Source organism: Mesorhizobium sp. MC2-1-1 (assembly GCF_057597255.1).
The window spans coordinates 1,093,826-1,113,170 of record NZ_CP195205.1 but is presented as its reverse complement, the minus strand read 5'-3'; the positions used below and the strand labels follow the sequence as shown (position 1 = coordinate 1,113,170).

Genomic DNA, 19,345 nt, shown 5'->3' with positions numbered 1-19,345 from the left:
GCTCAAAGCCCGGGCAGGCGCCGGCGCACAATCGCCGCATGATACCGCGCGCCGTGCAGCAGGGCTTCGTCGTTGAAGTCATAGGCAGGGTTGTGCAGCGGCGCGGTGTCGCCATTGCCCATGAAGACGAAGCATCCAGGCACATGGTCGAGGAAGCGGGCGAAATCCTCCGAGGCCGTCATCGGCTCGGCCGCGACGCGAACAGCGTCTTCGGCGGCGATGCCGACGGCATTGCCGGCCAGCATCGCGCGGGCCGCCGCAAGCGCTTCGTCGACAAGCGCCGCGTCGTTGATCAAGGGCACGAACTCGCGCGTGTAAGTGACTTCGGCGGCGACATTGTAGGCCTGCGCCGTGCCTTCGGCGATGCGGCGCATCTCCTTTTCGATCACGGCGCTGACCTGCGGCCGGAAACTGCGGCAGTCGCCCAGGATGCGCGCCGTGCCCGGCAGCGCGTTGCGGGTGCCGTCGGTGATGAGTTCCGTCACCGACACGACGCCGATCTCCGCCGGGCTCAGGCGCCGCGAGACGATGGTCTGCAGGCTGACGACCAGCGCGCAGGCCGCGACCAGCGTCTCCTGGCCGGCATGCGGCCGCGCGGCATGACCGCCGAGGCCCTTAAGCACGATCTCGAAATTGTCCTCGGCCGACATGACCGGGCCGCCCCTGGTCTCGAAATGGCCGACCGGCAGGCCCGGCATGTTGTGCAGCCCGAAGATCTCCTCGAACGGAAAGCGCCCGATCAGCCCGTCCTCCAGCATCGCCAGCGCGCCCCTGCCCCATTCCTCGGCCGGCTGGAAGATGAAGCGCACCGTGCCGTCGAAGCCGCCCTCGGAAGCGAGCAGCTTCGCGGCTCCCAGCAGCATCGATGTGTGGCCGTCATGCCCGCAGGCATGCATTGTGCCCGGTGTTTGCGAGCGCCATGCCTGCGTGCCCTGTTCAGCGATGCGCAGCGCGTCCATGTCGGCGCGCAGCGCAATCGCCCGGTTGCCGCTGCCCCTGGTCAGCGTGCCGACGACGCCGGTGCCGCCGATGCCCTCGGCCACTTCCAGCCCGAACGCGCGCAGCTTCGCGGCGACGAATGCGGCGGTGCGCTTCTCCTCGAAGCCGAATTCGGGATGGGCGTGGAGATCGCGCCGCCACGCAGTCATCTCACGGTGCAGTGCGTCGAGGTCGGTCATGCGCGGCTAGCCTCATTTCAGGCAGTCTGCAGCAGCACGTCGCCCGGCGCCATCCCCACCAGTTCGGCATAGCGGCCGGGATCGGTCGCGCCTTCGGTGTTGATGATCAGCACGCGTGAATAGGCATCCAGGCCAAGCGCGGCGCGCATCTTCCCGTCGGCGGCCGCGCGGATCAGTCCCGCGAGCCCCACCCCGCCGCTCTCACCGGAGACGATCGCCGGATCGTTGCCGAGAGGCCGTGCCAGACGGTTCATCACGGCGACCGCATCTTCCTCGTCCACGGTCATGAAGGCATCGCCAATCCGCGACAGCACCCGCCAGGCGACCAGCGAGGGTTCGTAGCATTCCAGCATCGCCATCACCGTCGGCTCGCTGTGCGCGATCGTGACCGGACGTCCGGTCCTGGCCGTCTCATAGATGCAAGCGGCCCGGGCCGGCTCGACCACCGTCACCGTCGGTCGGGCCTCGCCCAGGACGATGGCGAGATGGCCGGCGACCGCCGCCGCGAAGCCGCCGACGCCGGCCTGCAGGAAGACATGGGTGGGCGGTTCGGGCAGGCGCTTCAGCGCCTCGCGCACGATGATCGTGTAGCCCTGCATGACGAGGCCTGGGATGCGCTCATAGCCCGGCCAGGACGTGTCGGAGACCACCGTCCAGCCGCGCTCGGCGGCGACGCGGGCGGCTTCCCTGACCGACTGGTCATAGTCGCCCGCGACGCGCACCATCTCGGCGCCGAAGCGGGCGATGGCCGCCACACGCTCGTTGCTGACCCCCGAATGAACGAAGATGACGGAGCGCGCGCCGACGAGGCCGGCGCCCTGCGCAACCGAGCGACCGTGATTGCCGTCGGTGGCGCAGGCGAAGGTCATGCCCGCGGCGACCGCCTTCACCTCCGCGCCATGGAGTTCCGAGACATCGATGGCGCGGCCGAGCCGCCTGGCGGCCTCCTCCAGCACCAGACGCATGACGGCATAGGCGCCGCCCAGCGCCTTGAAGCTGCCGAGGCCCAGGCGCTTGCCCTCGTCCTTGATATGAAGCGAGCCCAGGCCCAGTTCGCCAGCCAGCGCCGGCAGGGCATGAAGCGGCGTCTCGGCATGGTTGTCGCGCGCGGCAAGGAAGCGCTCCGCGTCCCCGGCTCCGGCGAGCCCAAGCGTCGCGGCGTCTTCCTCGGTCAGCGGCTGGCGATGGTCCGGGTGGCGATTGGGCAGGAACATGGGTCGGCCTTTCTCCATCTCGATGGCTGAAATTTATTGCAGGCCGAGCGAGAAAGGCGCTCTGTTTCGGCGATTGAATTGCAAGTTTGTTTCGCCTGGAACGCCGCCATGCCCGCAATGCCGGATCTCGATGCCTTCGACCGCGCCATCCTCGCCATCCTGCAGAAGGATAACGCCACGCCGCAACGGGTCATAGGGGAAGCGGTGAACCTGTCGGCGCCGGCGGTGCAGAGGCGCATCAAGCGCATGGAGGAGACCGGCGTCATCCGCGCCAATGTCGCGCTGGTGGATCCGGCCAAGGTCGGCCATCCGATCACCATCTTCGTCGAGGTCGAGGTGGAGAGCGAGCGCGCCGAACTCATCGACGCCGCCAAGCGCGGCTTCGCCGAGGTGCCCGAAGTGCAGCAATGCTACTACGTCACCGGCGAGGCCGATTTCATCCTCGTCGTCACCGTGGCGACGATGGCCGATTACGAGGCGCTGACAAGGCGGCTGTTCTTCGCGAACAACAACGTCAAAAGGTTTCGCACGTTCGTGGCGATGGACCGGGTCAAGGTGGGGCTGGAGGTGCCGGTGGGATGAGGAGCCAGGCGGCATGGCGCCGCCTGGCGGCCTGCTTTACTGGCTCGACGCCGTCGCGTTTTCGCACGACACTTTAGGGTTCATGTCGGCGAAGGTACCGGTCGGGTTGCCCTTCCAGGCCCAGACATGCAGCTCGTAGAATTCGCCCAGGCCGTAGCGGTTGGGCGCGCTGTTGAAGTTGAACAGCTGGCCGTCCAGCGATGCCGGACCCTTCGACGTGATGTATTCGACCGCCACGAGCTTCAGCGTGCCGTCCGCCATCGGCTCGTACATGACCGCTTCGGGACGAGCGATGTCGATCTTGTCGTCCTTCAGATACTGGCCATTGACGTAGTGGATACCCATGGCGCCGCCGGTGATGCCGCTGGCGCAAGGAATGGGTGCATAGCCCTCGGCGATTGCGGCCTTGACGTCGAGAAACCGGCTGTTGGCTGCGCGTACCTTCTCGGCCAGCGGACTGACGCCGGCCTCGGGCGCAGCCGCTTCCTGATGCGCTTGCGCGAAGGTGGTGCAAGCGCCGAGCACGGCCGCAACCATGAGCAGCCTGGTGCCAAGTTTGATTGTCATGTTCATTCCATTCTTTTTGAAAGGGCACAGCGAGCCGGCCGCCGGAAATATGGCGGCGCAACGGGCAAGCGCCGTGCCTGTTGGTGATTGATCCGGGAATTCGATGCGGCGGCCGCCGGTCATCCCTTCGGCAGATACGAAATCGTCCCGGCCAGATCGGTGCCGTCGATCAGCTGGAAGCGGCTGTCGCTGCCGCGCTGGCGGGCCGACACGAAGGGCGCGTAGGCCGGATCGTCGGTGAAGGCGCGCGCCGCGGCCTCGGACGGGAAGGCCATCAGGGCGATCAGCGTGGTGTCGAGCGGCTTGCCTTCGAGCGTCTTCACATTGCCGCTTCGCGCCAGGTATCTGCCGCCGTGCTTGTGGACGAGGTCGTGCACCGAAGCGGCGTAGTCCGGTATCCATTTCGGATCCGTCACCTTGATGTCCGCGATGATGTAAGTGGTCATGAATAGTCTCCTGGTTGCGGCGCACGGGCCTATCCCATGCATCCGGCCAAGGGCTCGCATGTCGGGGCGGCCGCCAACCAGTCCGCGATCTGTACCGGGCCGGTACAGTTTCTGTACTCGCGGCTTCTTTCATGAACGTCTAATGTTCCCCCCAGCATCGAGGGAGGACACCGATCATGGCCCAGCACGGATACAAGCAGTTCTGCCCGCTATCGATGGCCGCCGAGGTGCTGTGCACCCGCTGGACGATGGTGCTGATGCGCGAACTGGTGGCAGGCTCGACCCGCTTCAACGACCTGCGCCGCGGCGTGCCGAAGATGTCGCCGACCCTTCTGTCGCAACGGCTGAAGGAGCTCGAGATAGCGGGCATCGTCGAGCGCAAGGAAGTGCCGGGCGAGAAGGGAATCTTTGAATACCAGCTCACGGAGGCCGGGCGGGATCTGCGCCCGGTCGTCGAGGCCATGGGCTTCTGGGGGCAGAAATGGGTCGAGTCGCGGCTGTCACTCAAGAACCTCGATCCGTCGCTGCTGATGTGGGACATGCGGCGCAACCTGAACCCAACGCCGCTGCCCGAAGGGCGGACAGTGATACAATTCCTGTATCAGGACCTGCCGGCTTCGAAACGCTCGTGGTGGCTGATCGTCGAGAAGCATGGCGAGGTCGATCTGTGCTGGTACGATCCGGGCTTCGAGGTCGACCTCTACGTCTCGACCGACCTGCACACGATGACTGCGATATGGATGGGACTGCTCACCGTCGAGAAGGCCGGCGCCAAGGTCGCACTGACCGGTGACAAGGCCATCGGGATGAAGATGCAGTCCTGGCTGGGCCTCAGCCCGTTCGCGGTGGAACCGAAGCGCGCGGCCTAGAGCGTTTCACCGTTTCATGGAAACGGTGAAACGCTCTATCCCTTTGTTTTTACGCAATTCCGGACGGAAAACCGCTCACGCTTTTCCTGGAGTTGCTAGAGCTGGGCACCGATGCTGGTGCTGGCGTTCGCAACCGCTTTCGCAATTTTGGGGCGTCAGCCCTTGCCAACCTCGTCCTTCGCGTAGCGCCCGAGCCACCGCGCATAGATCTCCCCCACAATCCCGCGCCGGAAGATCAGCACGCAGACCATGAAGATGAGCCCGGTTGCGATGGTCACCGGGAAGCCGGAGGTCGCCAGCGTGTTCTCCAGCCCGACGACGAGGCCCGCCCCCACCGCCGGGCCGGCCATGGTGCCGATGCCGCCGAGCAGCGTCATCAGGATCACCTCGCCCGACATCTGCCAGGTCACGTCGGTGAGCGTGGCGAACTGGAAGACGATCGCCTTCGTGGCCCCGGCAAGGCCGGCGAGCGCCGCCGACATGACGAAGGCGGCGAGCTTGTAGCGGCCGACCGAGTAGCCGAGCGAAATGGCGCGGCTCTCGTTCTCCCTTATCGAGCGCAGGATCATGCCGAAGGGCGAGTTGACGATGCGCCAGATGGCGAAGACGCCGATGAGGAAGACGGCAAGCACGAAGAAATACATGTTCATGGTGACGGAGAGGTCGACCACTCCGAAGAGCGTTCCGCGCGCAACGCCCTGGATGCCGTCCTCGCCCTCGGTGAAGGGCGCCTGGACGCAGAAGAAGTAGAACATCTGCGCCAGCGCCAGCGTGATCATCGAGAAATAGATGCCCTGGCGGCGGATGGCCAGGAAGCCCATGACGAGGCCCAGACCCGCGGCGCCCGCGGTGCCGAGCAGGATGGCGGCCTCGGGCGGCCAGCCCCAGGCTTTCACCGCATAGGCGCAGAAATAGGCCGCGCCGCCGAAGAAAGCGGCGTGGCCGAAGGACAGCAGCCCGGTGTAGCCGAGCAAAAGGTTGAAGGCGCAGGCGAAGAGCGCGAAGCACAGCATCTTCATGACGAAGATCGGGTAGACGACGAAGGGCGCCGCGATCAGCGCCACGATGGCCAGTACTATCAGCGCCCGCTCAAGCCTGAGCGATGCAGCGGCGCGTTCCTGATGAAGGGCTGCCTCGCTCATCTCAGGCGTCCCTTCCAAACAGGCCGGCTGGCCTGAGCAAAAGCACGATCGCCATGATGACGAAGACAACCAGGTTCGACGCCTCGGGGTAGAAAACCTTGGTCAGGCCCTCGGCGAGGCCGAGCATGTAGCCGGTGACGATCGCTCCCAGGATCGAGCCCATGCCGCCGATCACGACGACGGCGAAGACGACGATGATCAGGTCCGAGCCCATCAGCGGGCTGACCTGGTAGACGGGCGCGGCGAGAATGCCGGCGAGGCCAGCAAGGGCGGCGCCCAGACCGTAGGTGAGCGTGAGCAGCAGCGGCACGTTGACGCCGAAGGCCTGCACCAGCTCGGCATTCTCGGTCGCGGCGCGCAGGTATGAGCCGAGCCTTGTCTTCTCGATCAGGAGCCATGTGCCGATGCAGACGATGAGCGAGGCGACAACCACCCAGCCGCGATAGTTGGGCAGGAACATGAAGCCGAGATTGGTGCCGCCGGCGAGCAGCGCCGGCACGGCATAGGGATTGCCCGAGACACCGTAGTAATAGCGGAACACGCCTTCGATGACCAAGGCGAGGCCGAAGGTGAAGAGCAGGCCGTAGAGCGGGTCGAGCCGGTAGAGCCTGGACAGGGCGAGACGCTCGACCGCCATGCCGAACAGGCCGACGATGAGCGGCACCAGGACCAGCGCCGGCCAGTAGCCGATGCCCAGATGCACCAGCAGCAGATAACCAATGAAGGCGCCCAGCATATAAAGCGCGCCATGGGCGAAATTGATGATGCGCAGCAGGCCGAAGATGACGGCAAGGCCCAGGCTGAGCATGGCGTAGAAGGAGCCGTTGATCAGGCCGACCAGGAGTTGGCCGAGCAGGGCCTGGATGGGGATACCGAAGATCATGGTCATGGCGACATCATACCCCCAGCACCTCGTGCAGCTTTCCGGTGTGCGCGGAAAGCTCGCCGACGGCAAAACCCTCCACCACCTTGCCGTGGTCCATCAGGTAGAAGCGGTCGGCGATGCGGGCGGCAAAGCGGAAATTCTGCTCGACCAGGAGGATGGTCATGCCGCGCTGCTTCAGCGTCGCCAGCAACTCGCCGATCCGCTGGACGATGACCGGCGCCAGCCCTTCCGTCGGCTCGTCGAGCAGGAGCATCTCGACGCCGGTGCGCAAGATGCGGGCGATGGCCAGCATCTGCTGTTCGCCGCCCGAAAGCTTCGTGCCCTGGCTGTTGCGGCGTTCCTTGAGGTTGGGGAAGAGCTCGAAGATTTCTTCCACGCTCATGCCGCCCTTGGCCACGACCGGCGGCAGGATCAGGTTCTCGTCGACGGTGAGCGTGGCGAAGATGCCGCGCTCTTCCGGCACGAAGCCAAGGCCCTGATGCGCGACGCGGTGCAGCGGCAGGCCGATCAGGTCCTTGCCGTGGAAGGTGACGGAACCGGTGCGCTTGCGGATCAGGCCCATGATGGCGCGCAATGTCGTGGTCTTGCCGACGCCATTGCGGCCAAGCAGCGTTACCGTCTCGCCGCGCATGACATCGAGGTCGACGCCGTGCAGCGCATGGCCCTCGCCATACCAGGCGTGGAGATTGCGCACGGCAAGCAGCGGCTCACTCATGCCCTGCCCTCTTCATGCTCGGTCCCCATATAGGCGACGCGCACGCGCTCGTCCTGGCTGACTGTGGCGTAGTCGCCGGCGGCCAGCACCTGGCCACGCTGCATGACGGTGATCCAGTCGCAGAGATCGGCGACGACGGCAAGGTTGTGCTCGACCATCAGCACCGCGCGGTCCCTGGCCAGCGCGCGGATGATGCCGGAGATCATGCCGACATCCTCATGCCCCATGCCGGCCATCGGCTCGTCGAGCAGCAGCACCTTGGGGTCGAGCGCCAGCGTGGTGGCGATCTCCAGCACGCGCTTGCGGCCATAGGAGAGATCGCCGGCCAGACGATGCGCGGCATCCTCCAACCCGACGATGGCGAGCAGCTCGCGCGCCCGTGGCGTCAGGGCGTCAAGCGCCGAGACGGGGCGCCAGAACTGGTAGCCCAGCCCGCCGGGACGCTGCAGCGCCACGCGCACATTGTCGAGCACTGTGAGATGCGGAAAGATCGCCGAGATCTGGAAGGAACGCACCAGCCCCATGCGCGCCACCCTCGCCGGCGGCGTGCGGGTGATGTCGGCGCCGAGCAGTTCGATCCTGCCGCTGGTCGGCTGCAGGAACTTGGTCAGCAGGTTGAAGATCGTGGTCTTGCCGGCGCCGTTCGGGCCGATGAGGGCATGTATCTTGGCGTGATGGACGTCGAGATCGACATCCCTGACCGCGACGAAACCGGCGAAGTCGCGCCTGAGGCCGCGGGCGGAAAGCACCACCCGCGGCGTTGCCTCGGCGCTGTCGGGGCGGACAGCGGTGGCGGTGTCGAGCGTCACTTGGTGACGAGCGGGCAGCCGCTGTCCTCGGCCTTCATGAAGGCCTTGTCGCCCGGAATGGTCGCCAGATAGGTGTAGTAGTCCCAGTCCTTCTTCGACTCTTCCGGCTTCTTGACCTGGTAGAGATACATGTCGTGCACCATCGAGCCGTCGGCCTGAACCTTGCCGTTGGCGGTGAAGACGTCGTTGACCGGCATCTCGTGCAGCTGCTTGGCCACCGCTTCGGTCTCGTCCGTGCCGGCCTTGTCGATGGCTTTCAGATACTGCGTCACCGCCGAATAGGTGCCGGCCTGGATCATGTTCGGCATGCGGCCGGTGCGCTTGAAGAAGCGCTGCGCGAATTCGCGGCTCTTGTCGTCGCGATCCCAATAGAAGCCTTCGGTCAGCACCACGCCCTGCGCCGCCTGCAGGCCCAGGCCGTGCACTTCGGCGAGCGTGAAGAGAAGTGCCGCCAGCCGCTGGCCGCCGGCGACGATGCCGAACTCGGCCGCCTGCTTGATCGAGTTCGACGTGTCGAGGCCGGCATTGGCGAGCCCGACGATCTTGGCGCCGGAGGACTGCGCCTGCAAAAGGAAGGAGGAATAGTCGGTGGAGCCCAGCGGATAGCGCACCTCCCCCAGCACCTTGCCGCCGCTCGCCTCGACGAGCTTGGCGGTCTGGTCCTTCAGCGAATAGCCGAAGGCGTAGTCGACGGTGATGAAATACCAGCTGTTCCCGCCTTGCTTCACCAGCTCGCCGCCGGTGCCGACGGCCTGCGAATGCGTGTCATAGGCCCAGTGGAAGCCGTAGGGAGAGCACTGCTTGCCGGTAAGGTCGGTGGAAGCGGCGCCGGTGACGATGTCGATCTTCTTCTTTTCCTTGGAAAGCCCCTGGACGGCGAGCGCCACCGACGAGGTGGTGAGTTCCATGATCGCGTCGACCTGCTCGGTGTCGTACCACTGGCGGGCGATGTTGGAGGCGATGTCGGGCTTGTTCTGGTGGTCGGCGCTGACGATCTCGATCGGCGCGCCCTGCACCTTGCCGCCGAAATCCTCGACCGCCATCTTGGCGGCCTCGACCGACCACTTGCCGCCAAAATCGGCATAGACGCCCGACTGGTCGTTCAAGATGCCGATCTTGACCTTGCCGTCGGAGATTTCGCCGGCCGCCGCCGGCATTGCGGATGCCGCAAGGAGCGCGGCCGAGACGAGACAGAATGCTTTCACTGGTGGTTCCTCCCTTTGGCCAGCCACGGGAAACGCGGCGGCCTCGCAATGGTTCAACAGTTCCGTCCGGATTTGGATCGGGCCTCGATGGTGCCTGCAATTCCTCCGCTTGCGGGATCGCGTCGCGTGCCTTGGGCGCACGGACGCGAGCCTAGCATCACCTTTCGCGGGCCTGGAATGCTATTTTCGTAGCATGGCGCAGGGTCACGACAGCGTGATCTTCCGGCAACCTCAACCGAGGCCAAGCGCTGCCATCGCCCGGCCGCCATGTGGCCATCTCCCTCGCCCCATTGGAGCGATGGCCGCGCCAGACAGAATCCAGAAACAAGATTCAACAGTCCGGAAAAACTCGCGAAAAGACCGGCTGTCATAAACGCCACCGGAGCGGCCGGACGATTGCGGCGCGCGACAACAGACATCGATCTCAAACCAAGGATTGCCGATTATGAAAAAGACCATTCTTTCCGCACTCGGCCTGGCCGTCGCGCTCGCTTTCGCAGTGCCGGCGCTCGGCACCACCCAAGCCAATGCCGCGACCACGACGGCTGCGACGACCACGACCACGGCTCCGGCCGCTGCGACGGCGAAGCCGGCCGCCAATGGCCCGCACAAGAAGCACAAGAAGCATCACCGTCATCACACCAAGAAGCATCACGTGGCGAAGCACCACAAGCACCACGCCAAGAAGCATCACGTGAAGAAGCACACCCACAAGAAGCACGGCAAGAAGCACGCCGCATAAGGCCGCCACCGCTTTTTGCTTTCAGCGATTGGCCAAAGACTTCATGACCGGATGATCCTGGACCGCTTCGACAGGGTTCGGGATCATCGCTTCCGGAAACGCCGTCCTTCAAGGACGGCGTTTTTGGTTTTCCAGGATCGCGTCCAAAGACGCGGTTCCCGGTTCCGGGCCGTGCCCTATTTCTTCTGCGGGTGGATCGTCTCGCCGCGCTTCAGCATCGCCACCAGATCGGCGATCTTCTTCTTGCGCCCCGCCTCGGTCTTCATGTTGTGGGTGCGGAAGGCGAGCGCGAAGCGGTTCTGCGCCGAGAGCTTTTCCAGCATTGCCTTCGCCTTCGGTTCGGCATCGATCGCGGCCTGCAGGTCGGACGGAATAGTCATCTCCTTCGAACCGCCATAGGCGCGCTCCCAGCGGCCGTCGGCCTTGGCCGCGTCGACCTCGCGCAGGCCGTGCTCGGTCATGCGGCCGGCCTCGACCAGGCGCGCCACATTGTCGATGTTGATCTTGCTCCAGATGCTCTTGCTGCCGCGCGGCGTATAGCGCTGCAGGAAGCTGTTCTGATCAAGCGACTTGCGCACACCGTCAATCCAGCCGAAGCAGAGCACGACGTCGATCGCCTCCTTGGGCGTGATCGAGGCAAGCCCCGAGCCGACCTTGTGGACCTTGATCCAGACCTCGCTTTCGCGGTCGTGGTTTTCGCCGAGCCACGCACGGAAGCTTTCGGCATCTTGGAATTCGCGCACCTTGTCCGGATCGACCTTGATCGGGGCCATTGTCACCTCGTCATTTCATCGCAGGCCAGTATGGACGATTCCACGTCGGTCGCAGCAATGGCTGCCGCCAGTTCCTGCCAGCAGTCGGCGCCAATGCCATCGGCGCCTCCGATACCGCTATCGGTTTCTTCCGTTTCCACAACGAGCGCCGAGCTGCCACGTCAGCGCCCATGCAAGGGAAAGGCATGGACATGGACAAGCAGAGAATCCTGATCGTCGGCGGCAGCTCGGGCATGGGGCTGGCGCTCGCCAGGCGATGTCTCGAGGAAGGCGCGAACGTCATCATCGCCGGGCGCCGCGAGGCGAAGCTGAGCGTGGCGCGCGCGGAGCTCGGCAACGCCGCAAGTCTCGAAACGGCGGTGGCCGACATCAGCCGCGAGGATGAAGTCGCGGCGCTGTTCCAGCGTATCGGCCGGCTCGACCATATCGTCAGCACCGCCGCCGCGATCGAAGGCGCCTACCGGCCGCTGCCCGAGATCGAACTGGAAGCCGCGCAGCGTGTGGTGGAAAGCAAATTCTACGGGCCACTGCTGCTCGCCAAGCATGGCGCGCCGAAGCTGCCGCCCGGCGGCTCGCTGACTTTCGTGTCGGGCATAGCGGCCTACCGGCCGGCGGCTCGCGGCTCGGTGGTCGCGGCCGTCAACGCTGCATTGGAAGGGTTGGTGCGGGCGCTGGCCGTGGAGCTCGCGCCGATCCGCGTCAACGCGGTCTCGCCGGGCTGGGTCGACACGCCGATCTGGGAGTTCGTCGCGGGCGAGAAAAAGGAAGAGACGCTTGGCGCGATGGCGAAGCGCCTGCCGGTGGGGCGGGTCGGAAGACCCGAGGACATTGCCGACGCAATCCGCTTCCTGATCGGCAACGGCTTTACGACCGGAGAGACGCTGCATGTCGAGGGCGGGCACCGGCTGGTCTGACCGGCGCGAAGCTCCCGCCGATATCCGCGAGCAACTGCTTCAGCGCCGGCGGCTGGACGCGTCGACGGCGCCAGGTCATCACGACGTCGGCCGAGCGGACCGGGCCGGGCCAGGCAAGCTCGGCGACCTCGCCGCGATCGATCGCGGCGGCGACCGCGAGCCGCGGCACCAGGCCGAAGCCGGCGCCGGCCGCCACCAGCCCGGCGATCGCGTCGATGCTGCCGGCTTCGGCGGCCAGCCTTGGCTTGCCGAGACCCGCCTCGCCGAAGGCCTTGTCGACCATGGCACGGTAGACGCAGCCGGTCTCGGTGGCGACGAAAAGCTTTTCGGCCAGCGCCGCCAGGTCGACATCCGCCCGGTTTTCGCCGGGCGGGGCGATCAGCGCCAACGGCTCGACCGCCAGCACGCGCCTGGCAAGGCGCTGGTCCGGCGCGCCGTCATCTTCAAGCTGGGCGGGCCGCTCGAAGCAGAAGGCGACGTCGATCTCGCCTTCGCCCAGCCGGCGCAGCAAATCGCCGCTTCCGGCGATCCGGAGCTTGATGTCGATCCCGGGATGAGCGGCGCGAAAGCCGGCGAGCCAGCCGGCAAGCCTGGTGGAAGCGATTGTTTCCAGCGCGCCGATCGCGAGGGCGCCGGCCATGCCGGACTTGGTGGCGTCGACAGCGACTCGCGCATCATCGGCAAGCGCCAGCAAGTCCTCGGCATAGGGTTTCAGCGCCTCGCCCGCCGGCGCCAGGGCGAGCCCCGGCCGGGAGCGGGTGAAGAGGCTGGCGCCAAGCTCGGTCTCCAGGACCTGGATCTGGTCGCTGACGCTCGACTGGGCGAGATTGACCTCCCGCGCCGCGCGCGTGACGTTGCCCGTCCGCGCGACCGCAAGAAACGTCCTCAGCAGCCTGGGATGCATTCGCGCTTCGAGGCTACTGCAGCTGCGGCTTCTTCAGGAAGGAATTGCGGTCGGCGGATTTGACGCGCAGCCAGGTCTCGCGGCCGTCGCGCACGACGCGCAGCGGAATTTCCGAGCCGGCCGGGTTCTGCCAGAGTTTCCGGTAGAAATCGGCAAGCCCGTCCACCTCCCCGTCCCGCACGTCGGAGATGATGTCGCCCTGGCGCAGCCCTGCCTTGGCGGCGGGGCCGCCTTCGGCGACGCTCATCACCACCACCATGCCGTTCGACTCGGCCGAGAAGGCCCCGAGCCACGGACGCGGAGCCTTCGCCACCTGACCGCGCTTGATCAGATCGTCGAGGATCGGCGTCAGCAGATCGATGGGCACGACCATGTTGATGTCGGCGACCTCGCCGGCGCGGCTCATCTGCAGCCGCAGCGAGCCGATGCCCAGCAGCTTGCCCTCGCGGTCGAACAGCGCCGCCCCGCCCCAGGACGGGTGCGCGGGCGCGATGAAGATCGCCTCGTCGATCAGATATTCCCAGTAACCGGCAAATTCCTGCTTGGTGACGATATGGGCGTCTACCTGCTGGCCGATGCCGTCGGCAAGCGTCACCGCGTCGCCGATATTGGCCTTCCTGGCATCGCCGAACTGGACAGCCGGAAGGTTGAGCGGCGACAGCGCCTGCACCAGTCCGAAGCCGGTTTCCTGGTCGTAGGCCAGCGCGTGCGCGGCCACGACGCGACCGTCCTGATCGGTCAGCCACACTTCCTCGGCCTCGGTGATGAGGTAGCCTATGGTGAGCACAAGGCCATTGTCGCGGATCACCACGCCGCTGCCCTCGCGACGTGTGCCCAGCGCATTGGCGGTGAAGGCGTCGTCCGGAACCGTGGCGCGCACGGCAACGACGGAGCGCGAAATTTTCTCGACGGTCATCGATCCATCCTGCGTTGCGGGTTTTGTCTATAAGTATGGCCGAAGGAGCGCCGCGCAAGGGTGGATCTTTCCCCTTGCGGGACTGGCACAAGCGCTAGTTCAACGAAGATTGAACTTTTTTCTTTGACGAGCACGAAACGGCACCTAAGTCTAACGGCATTCGGTGGCGGATTGCCGCCCCTTCACAATGCACAAGGCCTGCAAGATGGACCAATACACCCCGCCGAAAGTCTGGACATGGAACAAGGCCAATGGCGGCCAGTTCGCTTCGATCAACCGGCCGATCGCCGGCCCCACCCACGAAAAGGAGCTGCCGGTCGGCAAGCATCCGCTGCAGCTCTATTCGCTGGCCACGCCCAATGGCCAGAAAGTGACGATCATGCTGGAAGAGCTTCTTGCGCTCGGCCACACGGGCGCCGAATACGACGCCTGGCTGATCAAGATCGGCGACGGCGACCAGTTCGGCAGCGGCTTCGTCCAGGTCAACCCGAACTCAAAGATTCCGGCGCTCATGGACCATAGCGAGCCGAAGCCGGTACGCGTGTTCGAATCCGGCTCGATCCTGACCTATCTCGCCGAAAAGTTCGGCGCGTTCCTGCCGACCGAGCGCGCGGCCCGCGCCGAAACCTTCTCATGGCTTTTCTGGCAGATGGGTTCCGCGCCCTATCTCGGCGGCGGCTTCGGCCATTTCTTCGCCTATGCGCCGCACAAGATCGAATACGCCATCGACCGCTTCGCCATGGAGACCAAGCGGCAGATGGACGTTCTCGACCGCAGGCTGGCGGAGAGCGAATATCTCGCTGGCCCCGACTATACGATCGCCGATATGGCGGTGTGGCCGTGGTATGGCGGGCTCGCCAAGGGCCGCAGCTATACCGACGCCGCCGAGTTCCTTTCGGTGCATGAATACAAGAACGTGCAGCGCTGGGCCGATGCGATCGACGCGAGACCGGCGGTGAGCCGCGGCCGCATGGTCAACCGCATGTCAGGCGAGCCGGCCTTCCAGTTGCGCGAGCGCCACGACGCCAGCGACTTCGAGACGAAGACGCAGGACAAGCTCGAAGCGGCGGAGTGAAGCGTCGGAGCCGCCGATCTCCCCCGCGCGGGAAGATTGTAGCTCCAGCCTGCGCTATCTGCCGTAAGTATAGGTCACGGTCGCCTCGCCGACCTCGGAGCTCTTGGCCGCGACCGAGACCATGTCGGGCAGCGGATCGGCCGGCGCGCGCAAGGTCTTCTCGCCCAGCGCGTAGAGCGTGAAGACATAGTGATGCTGGCCGCTGCCGGGCGGCGGGCATGGGCCGAAATAGCCGGTGCGGCCGACGCTGCCGTTGCCTTGCACCGTGCCCTTCGGCAGGCCTTTGCCGGAGCCGGCGCCCTCGCTCAGACCCTTGGCGCTGGCCGGGATGTCCCACGCAAGCCAGTGCCAGAAACCCTTGCCGCCATTGGCGTCGGTGTCGAACATGGTCAGCGCGTAGCTCTTGGTGCCGGCCGGCGGATCCTTCCAGGCAAGCGCGATCGACACGTTCTTACCGCCGCAGCCGGGCTTGTCTCCGAGATATTTCGCATCCCACTTGCCGTTCGAAACAGACGGGCTCGATAGATCGAACGCCGCCGCCGGGCCGGCGAAGGCGACAAGGGCAAGCATGGTGAAGCCGAGACGCAAGGTCGTCATCTGATCCTCCCTGAACAATGCAAGCGTAGCGCAAAAGCGGCCCGAAAAAGGGCAGGCCGGCGCGCCGAGGTGCCAGGATAATGAAAAAGCCCCGCCGGTGGAGGCCGTCGGGGCTCTTTCGTTCGGACCATGAAGGTGGGACCCCACGGCCGGTCGATCCAGGGGGTGTTGGATCGACCGCGACATTAGCCGAGAGACTGGGCGCGCGGACAATCAAGCCTGCACACTACCAATCACGCCTGCGCGAGGCGGCGGTGAAGGCTTAACCCCGCAGCAGCTTTGCCAGCCGCGGAACGCCTTCGTTTACGGCGCGGTCGTCGGCGAGCGTGAAGGACATGCGCAGCGTGTTGCGACCGCTGCCGTCGGCATAGAAGGCGTTGCCCGGCACGAAGGCGACACGCGCCTCCTTGACCGAGCGCGCCAGGAGTTCCGTGGCATCCGTGCCTTCCGGCAGCGTCAGCCAGACGAACATGCCGCCTTCAGGGCGGCTCCAGGAAATGCCTTCCGGCATGTTGGCTTCGAGCGCGCCAAGCAACGCGTCGCGCCGCTTGCGGTAGGCGCCGATCAGCTTTTCCACCTGCGCGTCGAAAATGGTTTCGGCGACGCGGTGCATGACCATCTGGTTTATCGAGGGGCTGTGCAGGTCGGAGGCCTGCTTCATCAGCACCAGCTTCTCCACGACATGATGCGGCGCGCAGACCCAGCCGACGCGCATGCCGGGCGACAGGATCTTCGAAAAGGATCCGCAAAAGAGCGTGCGGGCGTTGTCGATGCCGCCGGAGCGGGCGCAGTCGAGCGCCAGGATGGGCGGCACGCCCACGCCGTCATAGCGCAGCGCACGATAGGCGGCGTCCTCGATGACGGCGATGTCGAGCTCGCCCGCGAGATCTAGCACCGCCTCGCGCTGCCTGACATCCAGCGTGTTGCCCGTGGGGTTGGCGAAATCCGGCACCAGATAGGCGAACTTCACCTTGCCGCCATTGATGGCGGCCGCGGCGCGGTACGCCTCCGGCGTCATGTTGCCGCCGGCGGTGTTGAGCCGGTCGTAGCGCGGCTCATAGGCGTTGAAGGCCTGCAGCGCGCCGAGATAGGTCGGCCAGGTGACCAGGGCCGTGTCGCCGGGCGACAGGAACAGCTTGCCGAGATAGTCGAGCGCCTGCTGCGAGCCGGAGGTGATGAAGATGTTGCCCTCGTCGCACTCGACGCCGAGCTTGCCCATATAGGCCGCCAGCCATTTGCGCAGCGGCAGATACCCCTCGCTGACCTGATACTGCAGCGCGGCGCCGGCCTCCTTGCCGCCCAGCACCGCCTGGTAGGCATCGCCGATGGCCTGCGCGGGAAAGAGCGACGGGTCGGGGATGCCGCCGGCGAAGGAGATGATGTCGGGCTGGTCGAGCAGTTTGAGCAGTTCGCGGATTTCGGAGGCCTTCATGCGCGAGGAGCGCGAGGCCAGAAGGTTCAACAGGGTCAAGGCGCGCCTCCCGAGCGGCAAATCAGCACTTATTTAGGTCAACTTTACTGACCTATTATCAGATTTTCGCCGAGTTGAATAGTCCAGCCGCGAAACCGCGCACAGGCCAATCCGGTCCATGTCGCACGACGCAATCGGTCGCAGCGCTCACCGAAACGTGACCGCCGGTTCAATATCACTGTCCTCTAACTCGATCGCCGTCGGTGCTAATGATGAGGCGCCCCAATTGCGGGGCTATAATGATGGGAGAACAAGGCCATGAAAACGAAGACGGCATTTCTGAGCCTATTAGCCGCGTGTGTCCTCGCCGGCACGGCGTTTGCGGGCATTCTCGACGAACCGAAGATGATGGCGCCTTTCTTCACCGACAAGACCATGAAGACGATGAAGTCGGACGCCGACATGAAGAAGGTCTGGGCCAAGATGTCCAAGAAGCACCAGGCGGCGATGATGAAGGAATGCCAGGACGCGGCGATGAGCAAGCCTCATGCCGAGTTCTGCGCGAAACTGAACGCGCTGGCCGGCCACGCCTGATCGGGTCCCCCCCCCGGGGGGCAGGATGGCGGGCCAGCAGAGGATCGCCATCCTCCACTCCAGTTCATTTTAGCAATTGCGAATAGAAATCCGTTGCGCAAAAGCGCCGGCGGATGCAACCTCATTCCGGCGGGCCGGAAAAAAGAATATCGGTCCGGACGGGAGGGGGCATGACGCTCGAGGTCATCGGGGCCGGCTTCGGCCGCACCGGTACGTGGTCGACTTTCGCCGCGCTGAACCGGCTCGGTTTTCCGAGCTACCACATGCAGGAAGTCATCATCAACAAGGCCAACAAGGGCCATCTCGATTTCTGGCGCAAAGTGGCAAACAGCCCGCCGGGTAGCCAGCACGACTGGAACCAGGTCTTCGCCAAGTACCGGGCGACCGTCGACAATCCGGGCTGCTGCGTCTGGCGCGAACTGATGGCGGCCTACCCCGACGCCAAGGTGCTTCTGACGCTGCACCCGCGCGGCGCCGAGGCCTGGTACGACAGCACGATCGACACGATCTACTTCACCGAGAATGTCTGGCAGTTCAGAGTGCTGGAATGGCTGACGCCCTTCGGCCGCAAGTTCGGCGACATGTCGCGCAAGCTGGTCTGGGGCCGCACGCTGAAGGGGGTGATGAACGACCGCGAAAAGGCCGTGGCGCGCTACAATTCCTATATCGAGGAGGTGAAGGCGGCGGTGCCGCGGGAGAAGCTGCTGGTGTTCAAGGTGAGCGACGGCTGGGCGCCGCTGTGCGATTTCCTCGGGGTCGCGCTCCCGAACGAGCCGTTCCCCAACCTCAACGACCGCGCCAGCATCAAGAAGATCATCAAGGAGATGATCGTGGGATCCTACCTGATGCTTGCCGGCGTCGCGCTTCTCATCGCTCTGGCGCTCGGCACGCTATGGTGGTTGCTTGGGTAATAGGTAGGCCGGCGGGCCTCAAGGTCCCGGAACATCGCGGGATTGCTGTTATATTAGAATAGGCACATATTAAGCAAAGCCGGAGCAATGCTCCGGTTGGATCGCCTGCTTTCCAGCATTGCCCAGGCAGTCCGCAGACCACGTCAAATGTCAGAATTGGAAAGTTCGTGCCGGCCACGGGAGTGGGCGGACCGCGGCATGAGATCTGGAGGAGATTCCCATGAAAGTCACTGTGTTGGCGACTTACGAACCCCACGCCGCCAAGGGATTGATGCAAGGCTCGGACCGGGAAGCCGCCCTCAGGGCGCTTTATGAAAGTGTCGGCGGCAAGATGACCGGGCTCATGTTCACGCGCGGAAAATACGACGTGATCGTCAATGGCGAGCTGCCCGATCAGGCCGCGGGGATGGGCCTGGCGCTCGCCGTGCGGGCGAGCGGCTCGGTGCGCGATCTCGTCGTCCTGGAAGAACTCGACATGAAGGCGGTGATCGCAGCCGCCAAGAAAGCCGCCGGCGCCTACAAGCCGGCCGGCTGACCTCAAACCGATGGGAGGACGCCATGACCGCCTACAACGTAGTCCGCTTTCGCACCAAGCCCGGCAAGGAAAAGGCCTTCGTCGACGCGCATGAGAAGGTCCACTTGAACGCCAAGGGCTTTCGCAAGGGCGTCCTGATCAAGACCGGCGAGCGCACCTTCTGCATGGTGGGCGAATGGAGAGACATGGACAGCCTGGCCGCGGCGCGCCCGATGATGATCGGCATCCTCGACACGTTCCGCGACATGCTCGAGGACCTCGGCGGAGATCTCGGCGTCACCGACCCGGTATCGGGGACAGTCGTCGCCGAAATAGGTTGACTGAGCCGTCACTGGACGATGGCCGGGCAGCGAGATGCGG

Annotated in this window: 23 protein-coding genes; 9 read left to right on the top strand and 14 right to left on the bottom strand. The window is 65.2% G+C overall.

Annotated elements, in window-relative coordinates; all coding sequences use genetic code 11:
* Positions 1-2: 2 nt before the first annotated feature.
* Both ACR64R_RS05590 and ACR64R_RS05585 read right to left on the bottom strand, forming a co-directional pair.
* Complete coding sequence (locus ACR64R_RS05590) at positions 3-1,178, bottom strand: M20 aminoacylase family protein (protein WP_487360691.1); 1,176 nt, start codon at positions 1,176-1,178, stop codon at positions 3-5.
* A 17-nt stretch (positions 1,179-1,195) separates the two neighbouring features.
* Positions 1,196-2,392, bottom strand: a complete 1,197-nt coding sequence (locus tag ACR64R_RS05585; RefSeq protein WP_487360690.1) for a diaminopropionate ammonia-lyase — start codon at positions 2,390-2,392, stop codon at positions 1,196-1,198.
* A 108-nt stretch (positions 2,393-2,500) separates the two neighbouring features.
* Between ACR64R_RS05585 and ACR64R_RS05580 the strand changes: the two genes are divergently transcribed.
* Positions 2,501-2,974 carry an Lrp/AsnC family transcriptional regulator gene (locus ACR64R_RS05580; RefSeq protein WP_487360689.1) on the top strand — a complete coding sequence of 158 codons (474 nt, stop codon included), beginning with the start codon at positions 2,501-2,503 and terminating at the stop codon, positions 2,972-2,974.
* Positions 2,975-3,010: 36 nt separating this feature from the next.
* Here the strand turns inward: ACR64R_RS05580 and ACR64R_RS05575 are convergent, their stop codons facing one another.
* Both ACR64R_RS05575 and ACR64R_RS05570 read right to left on the bottom strand, forming a co-directional pair.
* Positions 3,011-3,541 (bottom strand): hypothetical protein, encoded by a 531-nt coding sequence (locus ACR64R_RS05575; RefSeq protein ID WP_487360688.1) that lies wholly within the window; start codon positions 3,539-3,541, stop codon positions 3,011-3,013.
* A gap of 119 nt (positions 3,542-3,660) precedes the next feature.
* Entirely contained in the window at positions 3,661-3,987 is a 327-nt protein-coding gene (locus tag ACR64R_RS05570) for a DUF1330 domain-containing protein (RefSeq protein WP_487360687.1), read from the bottom strand.
* Positions 3,988-4,163: 176 nt separating this feature from the next.
* On the opposite strand from ACR64R_RS05570, the gene ACR64R_RS05565 reads away from it, so the two are divergent.
* Entirely contained in the window at positions 4,164-4,856 is a 693-nt protein-coding gene (locus tag ACR64R_RS05565; RefSeq protein WP_487360686.1) for a winged helix-turn-helix transcriptional regulator, read from the top strand.
* Positions 4,857-5,011: 155 nt separating this feature from the next.
* Here the strand turns inward: ACR64R_RS05565 and ACR64R_RS05560 are convergent, their stop codons facing one another.
* The 5 genes from ACR64R_RS05560 to ACR64R_RS05540 are packed head-to-tail and all read right to left on the bottom strand — an operon-like array spanning position 5,012 to position 9,613.
* A complete protein-coding gene (locus ACR64R_RS05560) occupies positions 5,012-5,998 on the bottom strand; it encodes a branched-chain amino acid ABC transporter permease (RefSeq protein WP_487360685.1) in 987 nt (328 codons plus the stop codon).
* A gap of 1 nt (position 5,999) precedes the next feature.
* Positions 6,000-6,887 (bottom strand): branched-chain amino acid ABC transporter permease, encoded by an 888-nt coding sequence (locus ACR64R_RS05555; protein WP_487360684.1) that lies wholly within the window; start codon positions 6,885-6,887, stop codon positions 6,000-6,002.
* Between the two features lie 7 nt (positions 6,888-6,894).
* Positions 6,895-7,599 carry an ABC transporter ATP-binding protein gene (locus ACR64R_RS05550; protein ID WP_487360683.1) on the bottom strand — a complete coding sequence of 235 codons (705 nt, stop codon included), beginning with the start codon at positions 7,597-7,599 and terminating at the stop codon, positions 6,895-6,897.
* Entirely contained in the window at positions 7,596-8,408 is an 813-nt protein-coding gene (locus ACR64R_RS05545; protein ID WP_487360682.1) for an ABC transporter ATP-binding protein, read from the bottom strand. Before ACR64R_RS05545 ends, ACR64R_RS05550 begins: the two co-directional genes overlap by 4 nt.
* Entirely contained in the window at positions 8,405-9,613 is a 1,209-nt protein-coding gene (locus tag ACR64R_RS05540; RefSeq protein ID WP_487360681.1) for an ABC transporter substrate-binding protein, read from the bottom strand. The genes ACR64R_RS05545 and ACR64R_RS05540 overlap by 4 nt, the downstream gene beginning before the upstream one ends.
* A 445-nt stretch (positions 9,614-10,058) precedes the next feature.
* On the opposite strand from ACR64R_RS05540, the gene ACR64R_RS05535 reads away from it, so the two are divergent.
* Complete coding sequence (locus tag ACR64R_RS05535) at positions 10,059-10,355, top strand: hypothetical protein (protein ID WP_487360680.1); 297 nt, start codon at positions 10,059-10,061, stop codon at positions 10,353-10,355.
* 176 nt (positions 10,356-10,531) lie between these two features.
* Here the strand turns inward: ACR64R_RS05535 and ACR64R_RS05530 are convergent, their stop codons facing one another.
* Positions 10,532-11,128, bottom strand: a complete 597-nt coding sequence (locus ACR64R_RS05530) for a YdeI/OmpD-associated family protein (RefSeq protein WP_487360679.1) — start codon at positions 11,126-11,128, stop codon at positions 10,532-10,534.
* Positions 11,129-11,313: 185 nt separating this feature from the next.
* On the opposite strand from ACR64R_RS05530, the gene ACR64R_RS05525 reads away from it, so the two are divergent.
* Positions 11,314-12,042: an SDR family oxidoreductase gene (locus ACR64R_RS05525; RefSeq protein WP_487360678.1), complete on the top strand. Its 729-nt coding sequence runs from the start codon at positions 11,314-11,316 to the stop codon at positions 12,040-12,042.
* Here the strand turns inward: ACR64R_RS05525 and ACR64R_RS05520 are convergent.
* Together ACR64R_RS05520 and ACR64R_RS05515 are read right to left on the bottom strand one after the other, a co-directional pair.
* Positions 11,993-12,946 carry a LysR family transcriptional regulator gene (locus ACR64R_RS05520; protein ID WP_487360677.1) on the bottom strand — a complete coding sequence of 318 codons (954 nt, stop codon included), beginning with the start codon at positions 12,944-12,946 and terminating at the stop codon, positions 11,993-11,995. The two genes, ACR64R_RS05525 and ACR64R_RS05520, sit on opposite strands and share 50 nt — an antisense overlap.
* Before the next feature lie 13 nt (positions 12,947-12,959).
* Positions 12,960-13,862 carry a S1C family serine protease gene (locus ACR64R_RS05515; protein WP_487360676.1) on the bottom strand — a complete coding sequence of 301 codons (903 nt, stop codon included), beginning with the start codon at positions 13,860-13,862 and terminating at the stop codon, positions 12,960-12,962.
* Positions 13,863-14,067: 205 nt separating this feature from the next.
* On the opposite strand from ACR64R_RS05515, the gene yghU reads away from it, so the two are divergent.
* Positions 14,068-14,937, top strand: a complete 870-nt coding sequence (gene yghU, locus ACR64R_RS05510; protein WP_487360675.1) for a glutathione-dependent disulfide-bond oxidoreductase — start codon at positions 14,068-14,070, stop codon at positions 14,935-14,937.
* A gap of 54 nt (positions 14,938-14,991) precedes the next feature.
* Here the strand turns inward: yghU and ACR64R_RS05505 are convergent, their stop codons facing one another.
* Both ACR64R_RS05505 and ACR64R_RS05500 read right to left on the bottom strand, forming a co-directional pair.
* A complete protein-coding gene (locus ACR64R_RS05505; RefSeq protein ID WP_487360674.1) occupies positions 14,992-15,534 on the bottom strand; it encodes a YbhB/YbcL family Raf kinase inhibitor-like protein in 543 nt (180 codons plus the stop codon).
* Between the two features lie 262 nt (positions 15,535-15,796).
* Entirely contained in the window at positions 15,797-16,966 is a 1,170-nt protein-coding gene (locus tag ACR64R_RS05500; protein WP_487362383.1) for an aminotransferase-like domain-containing protein, read from the bottom strand.
* 297 nt (positions 16,967-17,263) lie between these two features.
* On the opposite strand from ACR64R_RS05500, the gene ACR64R_RS05495 reads away from it, so the two are divergent.
* The 4 genes from ACR64R_RS05495 to ACR64R_RS05480 all read left to right on the top strand — a co-directional run bounded on the left by ACR64R_RS05495 (position 17,264) and on the right by ACR64R_RS05480 (position 19,305).
* On the top strand, positions 17,264-17,539 hold the full coding sequence (locus ACR64R_RS05495) for a hypothetical protein (RefSeq protein ID WP_487360673.1): 276 nt from the start codon (positions 17,264-17,266) through the stop codon (positions 17,537-17,539).
* 170 nt (positions 17,540-17,709) lie between these two features.
* Positions 17,710-18,450: a sulfotransferase family protein gene (locus ACR64R_RS05490; RefSeq protein WP_487360672.1), complete on the top strand. Its 741-nt coding sequence runs from the start codon at positions 17,710-17,712 to the stop codon at positions 18,448-18,450.
* Between the two features lie 220 nt (positions 18,451-18,670).
* The gene (locus ACR64R_RS05485) at positions 18,671-18,985 is read left to right on the top strand and encodes a GYD domain-containing protein (protein ID WP_487360671.1); all 315 of its coding nucleotides are present in this window, start codon (positions 18,671-18,673) and stop codon (positions 18,983-18,985) included.
* 23 nt (positions 18,986-19,008) lie between these two features.
* Positions 19,009-19,305 carry an antibiotic biosynthesis monooxygenase gene (locus ACR64R_RS05480; RefSeq protein WP_487360670.1) on the top strand — a complete coding sequence of 99 codons (297 nt, stop codon included), beginning with the start codon at positions 19,009-19,011 and terminating at the stop codon, positions 19,303-19,305.
* Positions 19,306-19,345 lie beyond the last annotated feature (40 nt).

Bases quoted from the DNA above. Each gene is read 5' to 3' on its own strand.
- ACR64R_RS05590 (WP_487360691.1), bottom strand. From the start codon at position 1,178: ATGACCGACCTCGACGCACTGCACCGTGAGATGACTGCGTGGCGGCGC.
- ACR64R_RS05585 (WP_487360690.1), bottom strand. From the start codon at position 2,392: ATGTTCCTGCCCAATCGCCACCCGGACCATCGCCAGCCGCTGACCGAG.
- ACR64R_RS05580 (WP_487360689.1), top strand. From the start codon at position 2,501: ATGCCCGCAATGCCGGATCTCGATGCCTTCGACCGCGCCATCCTCGCC.
- ACR64R_RS05575 (WP_487360688.1), bottom strand. From the start codon at position 3,541: ATGACAATCAAACTTGGCACCAGGCTGCTCATGGTTGCGGCCGTGCTC.
- ACR64R_RS05570 (WP_487360687.1), bottom strand. From the start codon at position 3,987: ATGACCACTTACATCATCGCGGACATCAAGGTGACGGATCCGAAATGG.
- ACR64R_RS05565 (WP_487360686.1), top strand. From the start codon at position 4,164: ATGGCCCAGCACGGATACAAGCAGTTCTGCCCGCTATCGATGGCCGCC.
- ACR64R_RS05560 (WP_487360685.1), bottom strand. From the start codon at position 5,998: ATGAGCGAGGCAGCCCTTCATCAGGAACGCGCCGCTGCATCGCTCAGG.
- ACR64R_RS05555 (WP_487360684.1), bottom strand. From the start codon at position 6,887: ATGACCATGATCTTCGGTATCCCCATCCAGGCCCTGCTCGGCCAACTC.
- ACR64R_RS05550 (WP_487360683.1), bottom strand. From the start codon at position 7,599: ATGAGTGAGCCGCTGCTTGCCGTGCGCAATCTCCACGCCTGGTATGGC.
- ACR64R_RS05535 (WP_487360680.1), top strand. From the start codon at position 10,059: ATGAAAAAGACCATTCTTTCCGCACTCGGCCTGGCCGTCGCGCTCGCT.
- ACR64R_RS05530 (WP_487360679.1), bottom strand. From the start codon at position 11,128: ATGGCCCCGATCAAGGTCGATCCGGACAAGGTGCGCGAATTCCAAGAT.
- ACR64R_RS05525 (WP_487360678.1), top strand. From the start codon at position 11,314: ATGGACATGGACAAGCAGAGAATCCTGATCGTCGGCGGCAGCTCGGGC.
- ACR64R_RS05520 (WP_487360677.1), bottom strand. From the start codon at position 12,946: ATGCATCCCAGGCTGCTGAGGACGTTTCTTGCGGTCGCGCGGACGGGC.
- ACR64R_RS05515 (WP_487360676.1), bottom strand. From the start codon at position 13,862: ATGACCGTCGAGAAAATTTCGCGCTCCGTCGTTGCCGTGCGCGCCACG.
- yghU (WP_487360675.1), top strand. From the start codon at position 14,068: ATGGACCAATACACCCCGCCGAAAGTCTGGACATGGAACAAGGCCAAT.
- ACR64R_RS05505 (WP_487360674.1), bottom strand. From the start codon at position 15,534: ATGACGACCTTGCGTCTCGGCTTCACCATGCTTGCCCTTGTCGCCTTC.
- ACR64R_RS05500 (WP_487362383.1), bottom strand. From the start codon at position 16,966: ATGAAGGCCTCCGAAATCCGCGAACTGCTCAAACTGCTCGACCAGCCC.
- ACR64R_RS05495 (WP_487360673.1), top strand. From the start codon at position 17,264: ATGAAAACGAAGACGGCATTTCTGAGCCTATTAGCCGCGTGTGTCCTC.
- ACR64R_RS05490 (WP_487360672.1), top strand. From the start codon at position 17,710: ATGACGCTCGAGGTCATCGGGGCCGGCTTCGGCCGCACCGGTACGTGG.
- ACR64R_RS05485 (WP_487360671.1), top strand. From the start codon at position 18,671: ATGAAAGTCACTGTGTTGGCGACTTACGAACCCCACGCCGCCAAGGGA.
- ACR64R_RS05480 (WP_487360670.1), top strand. From the start codon at position 19,009: ATGACCGCCTACAACGTAGTCCGCTTTCGCACCAAGCCCGGCAAGGAA.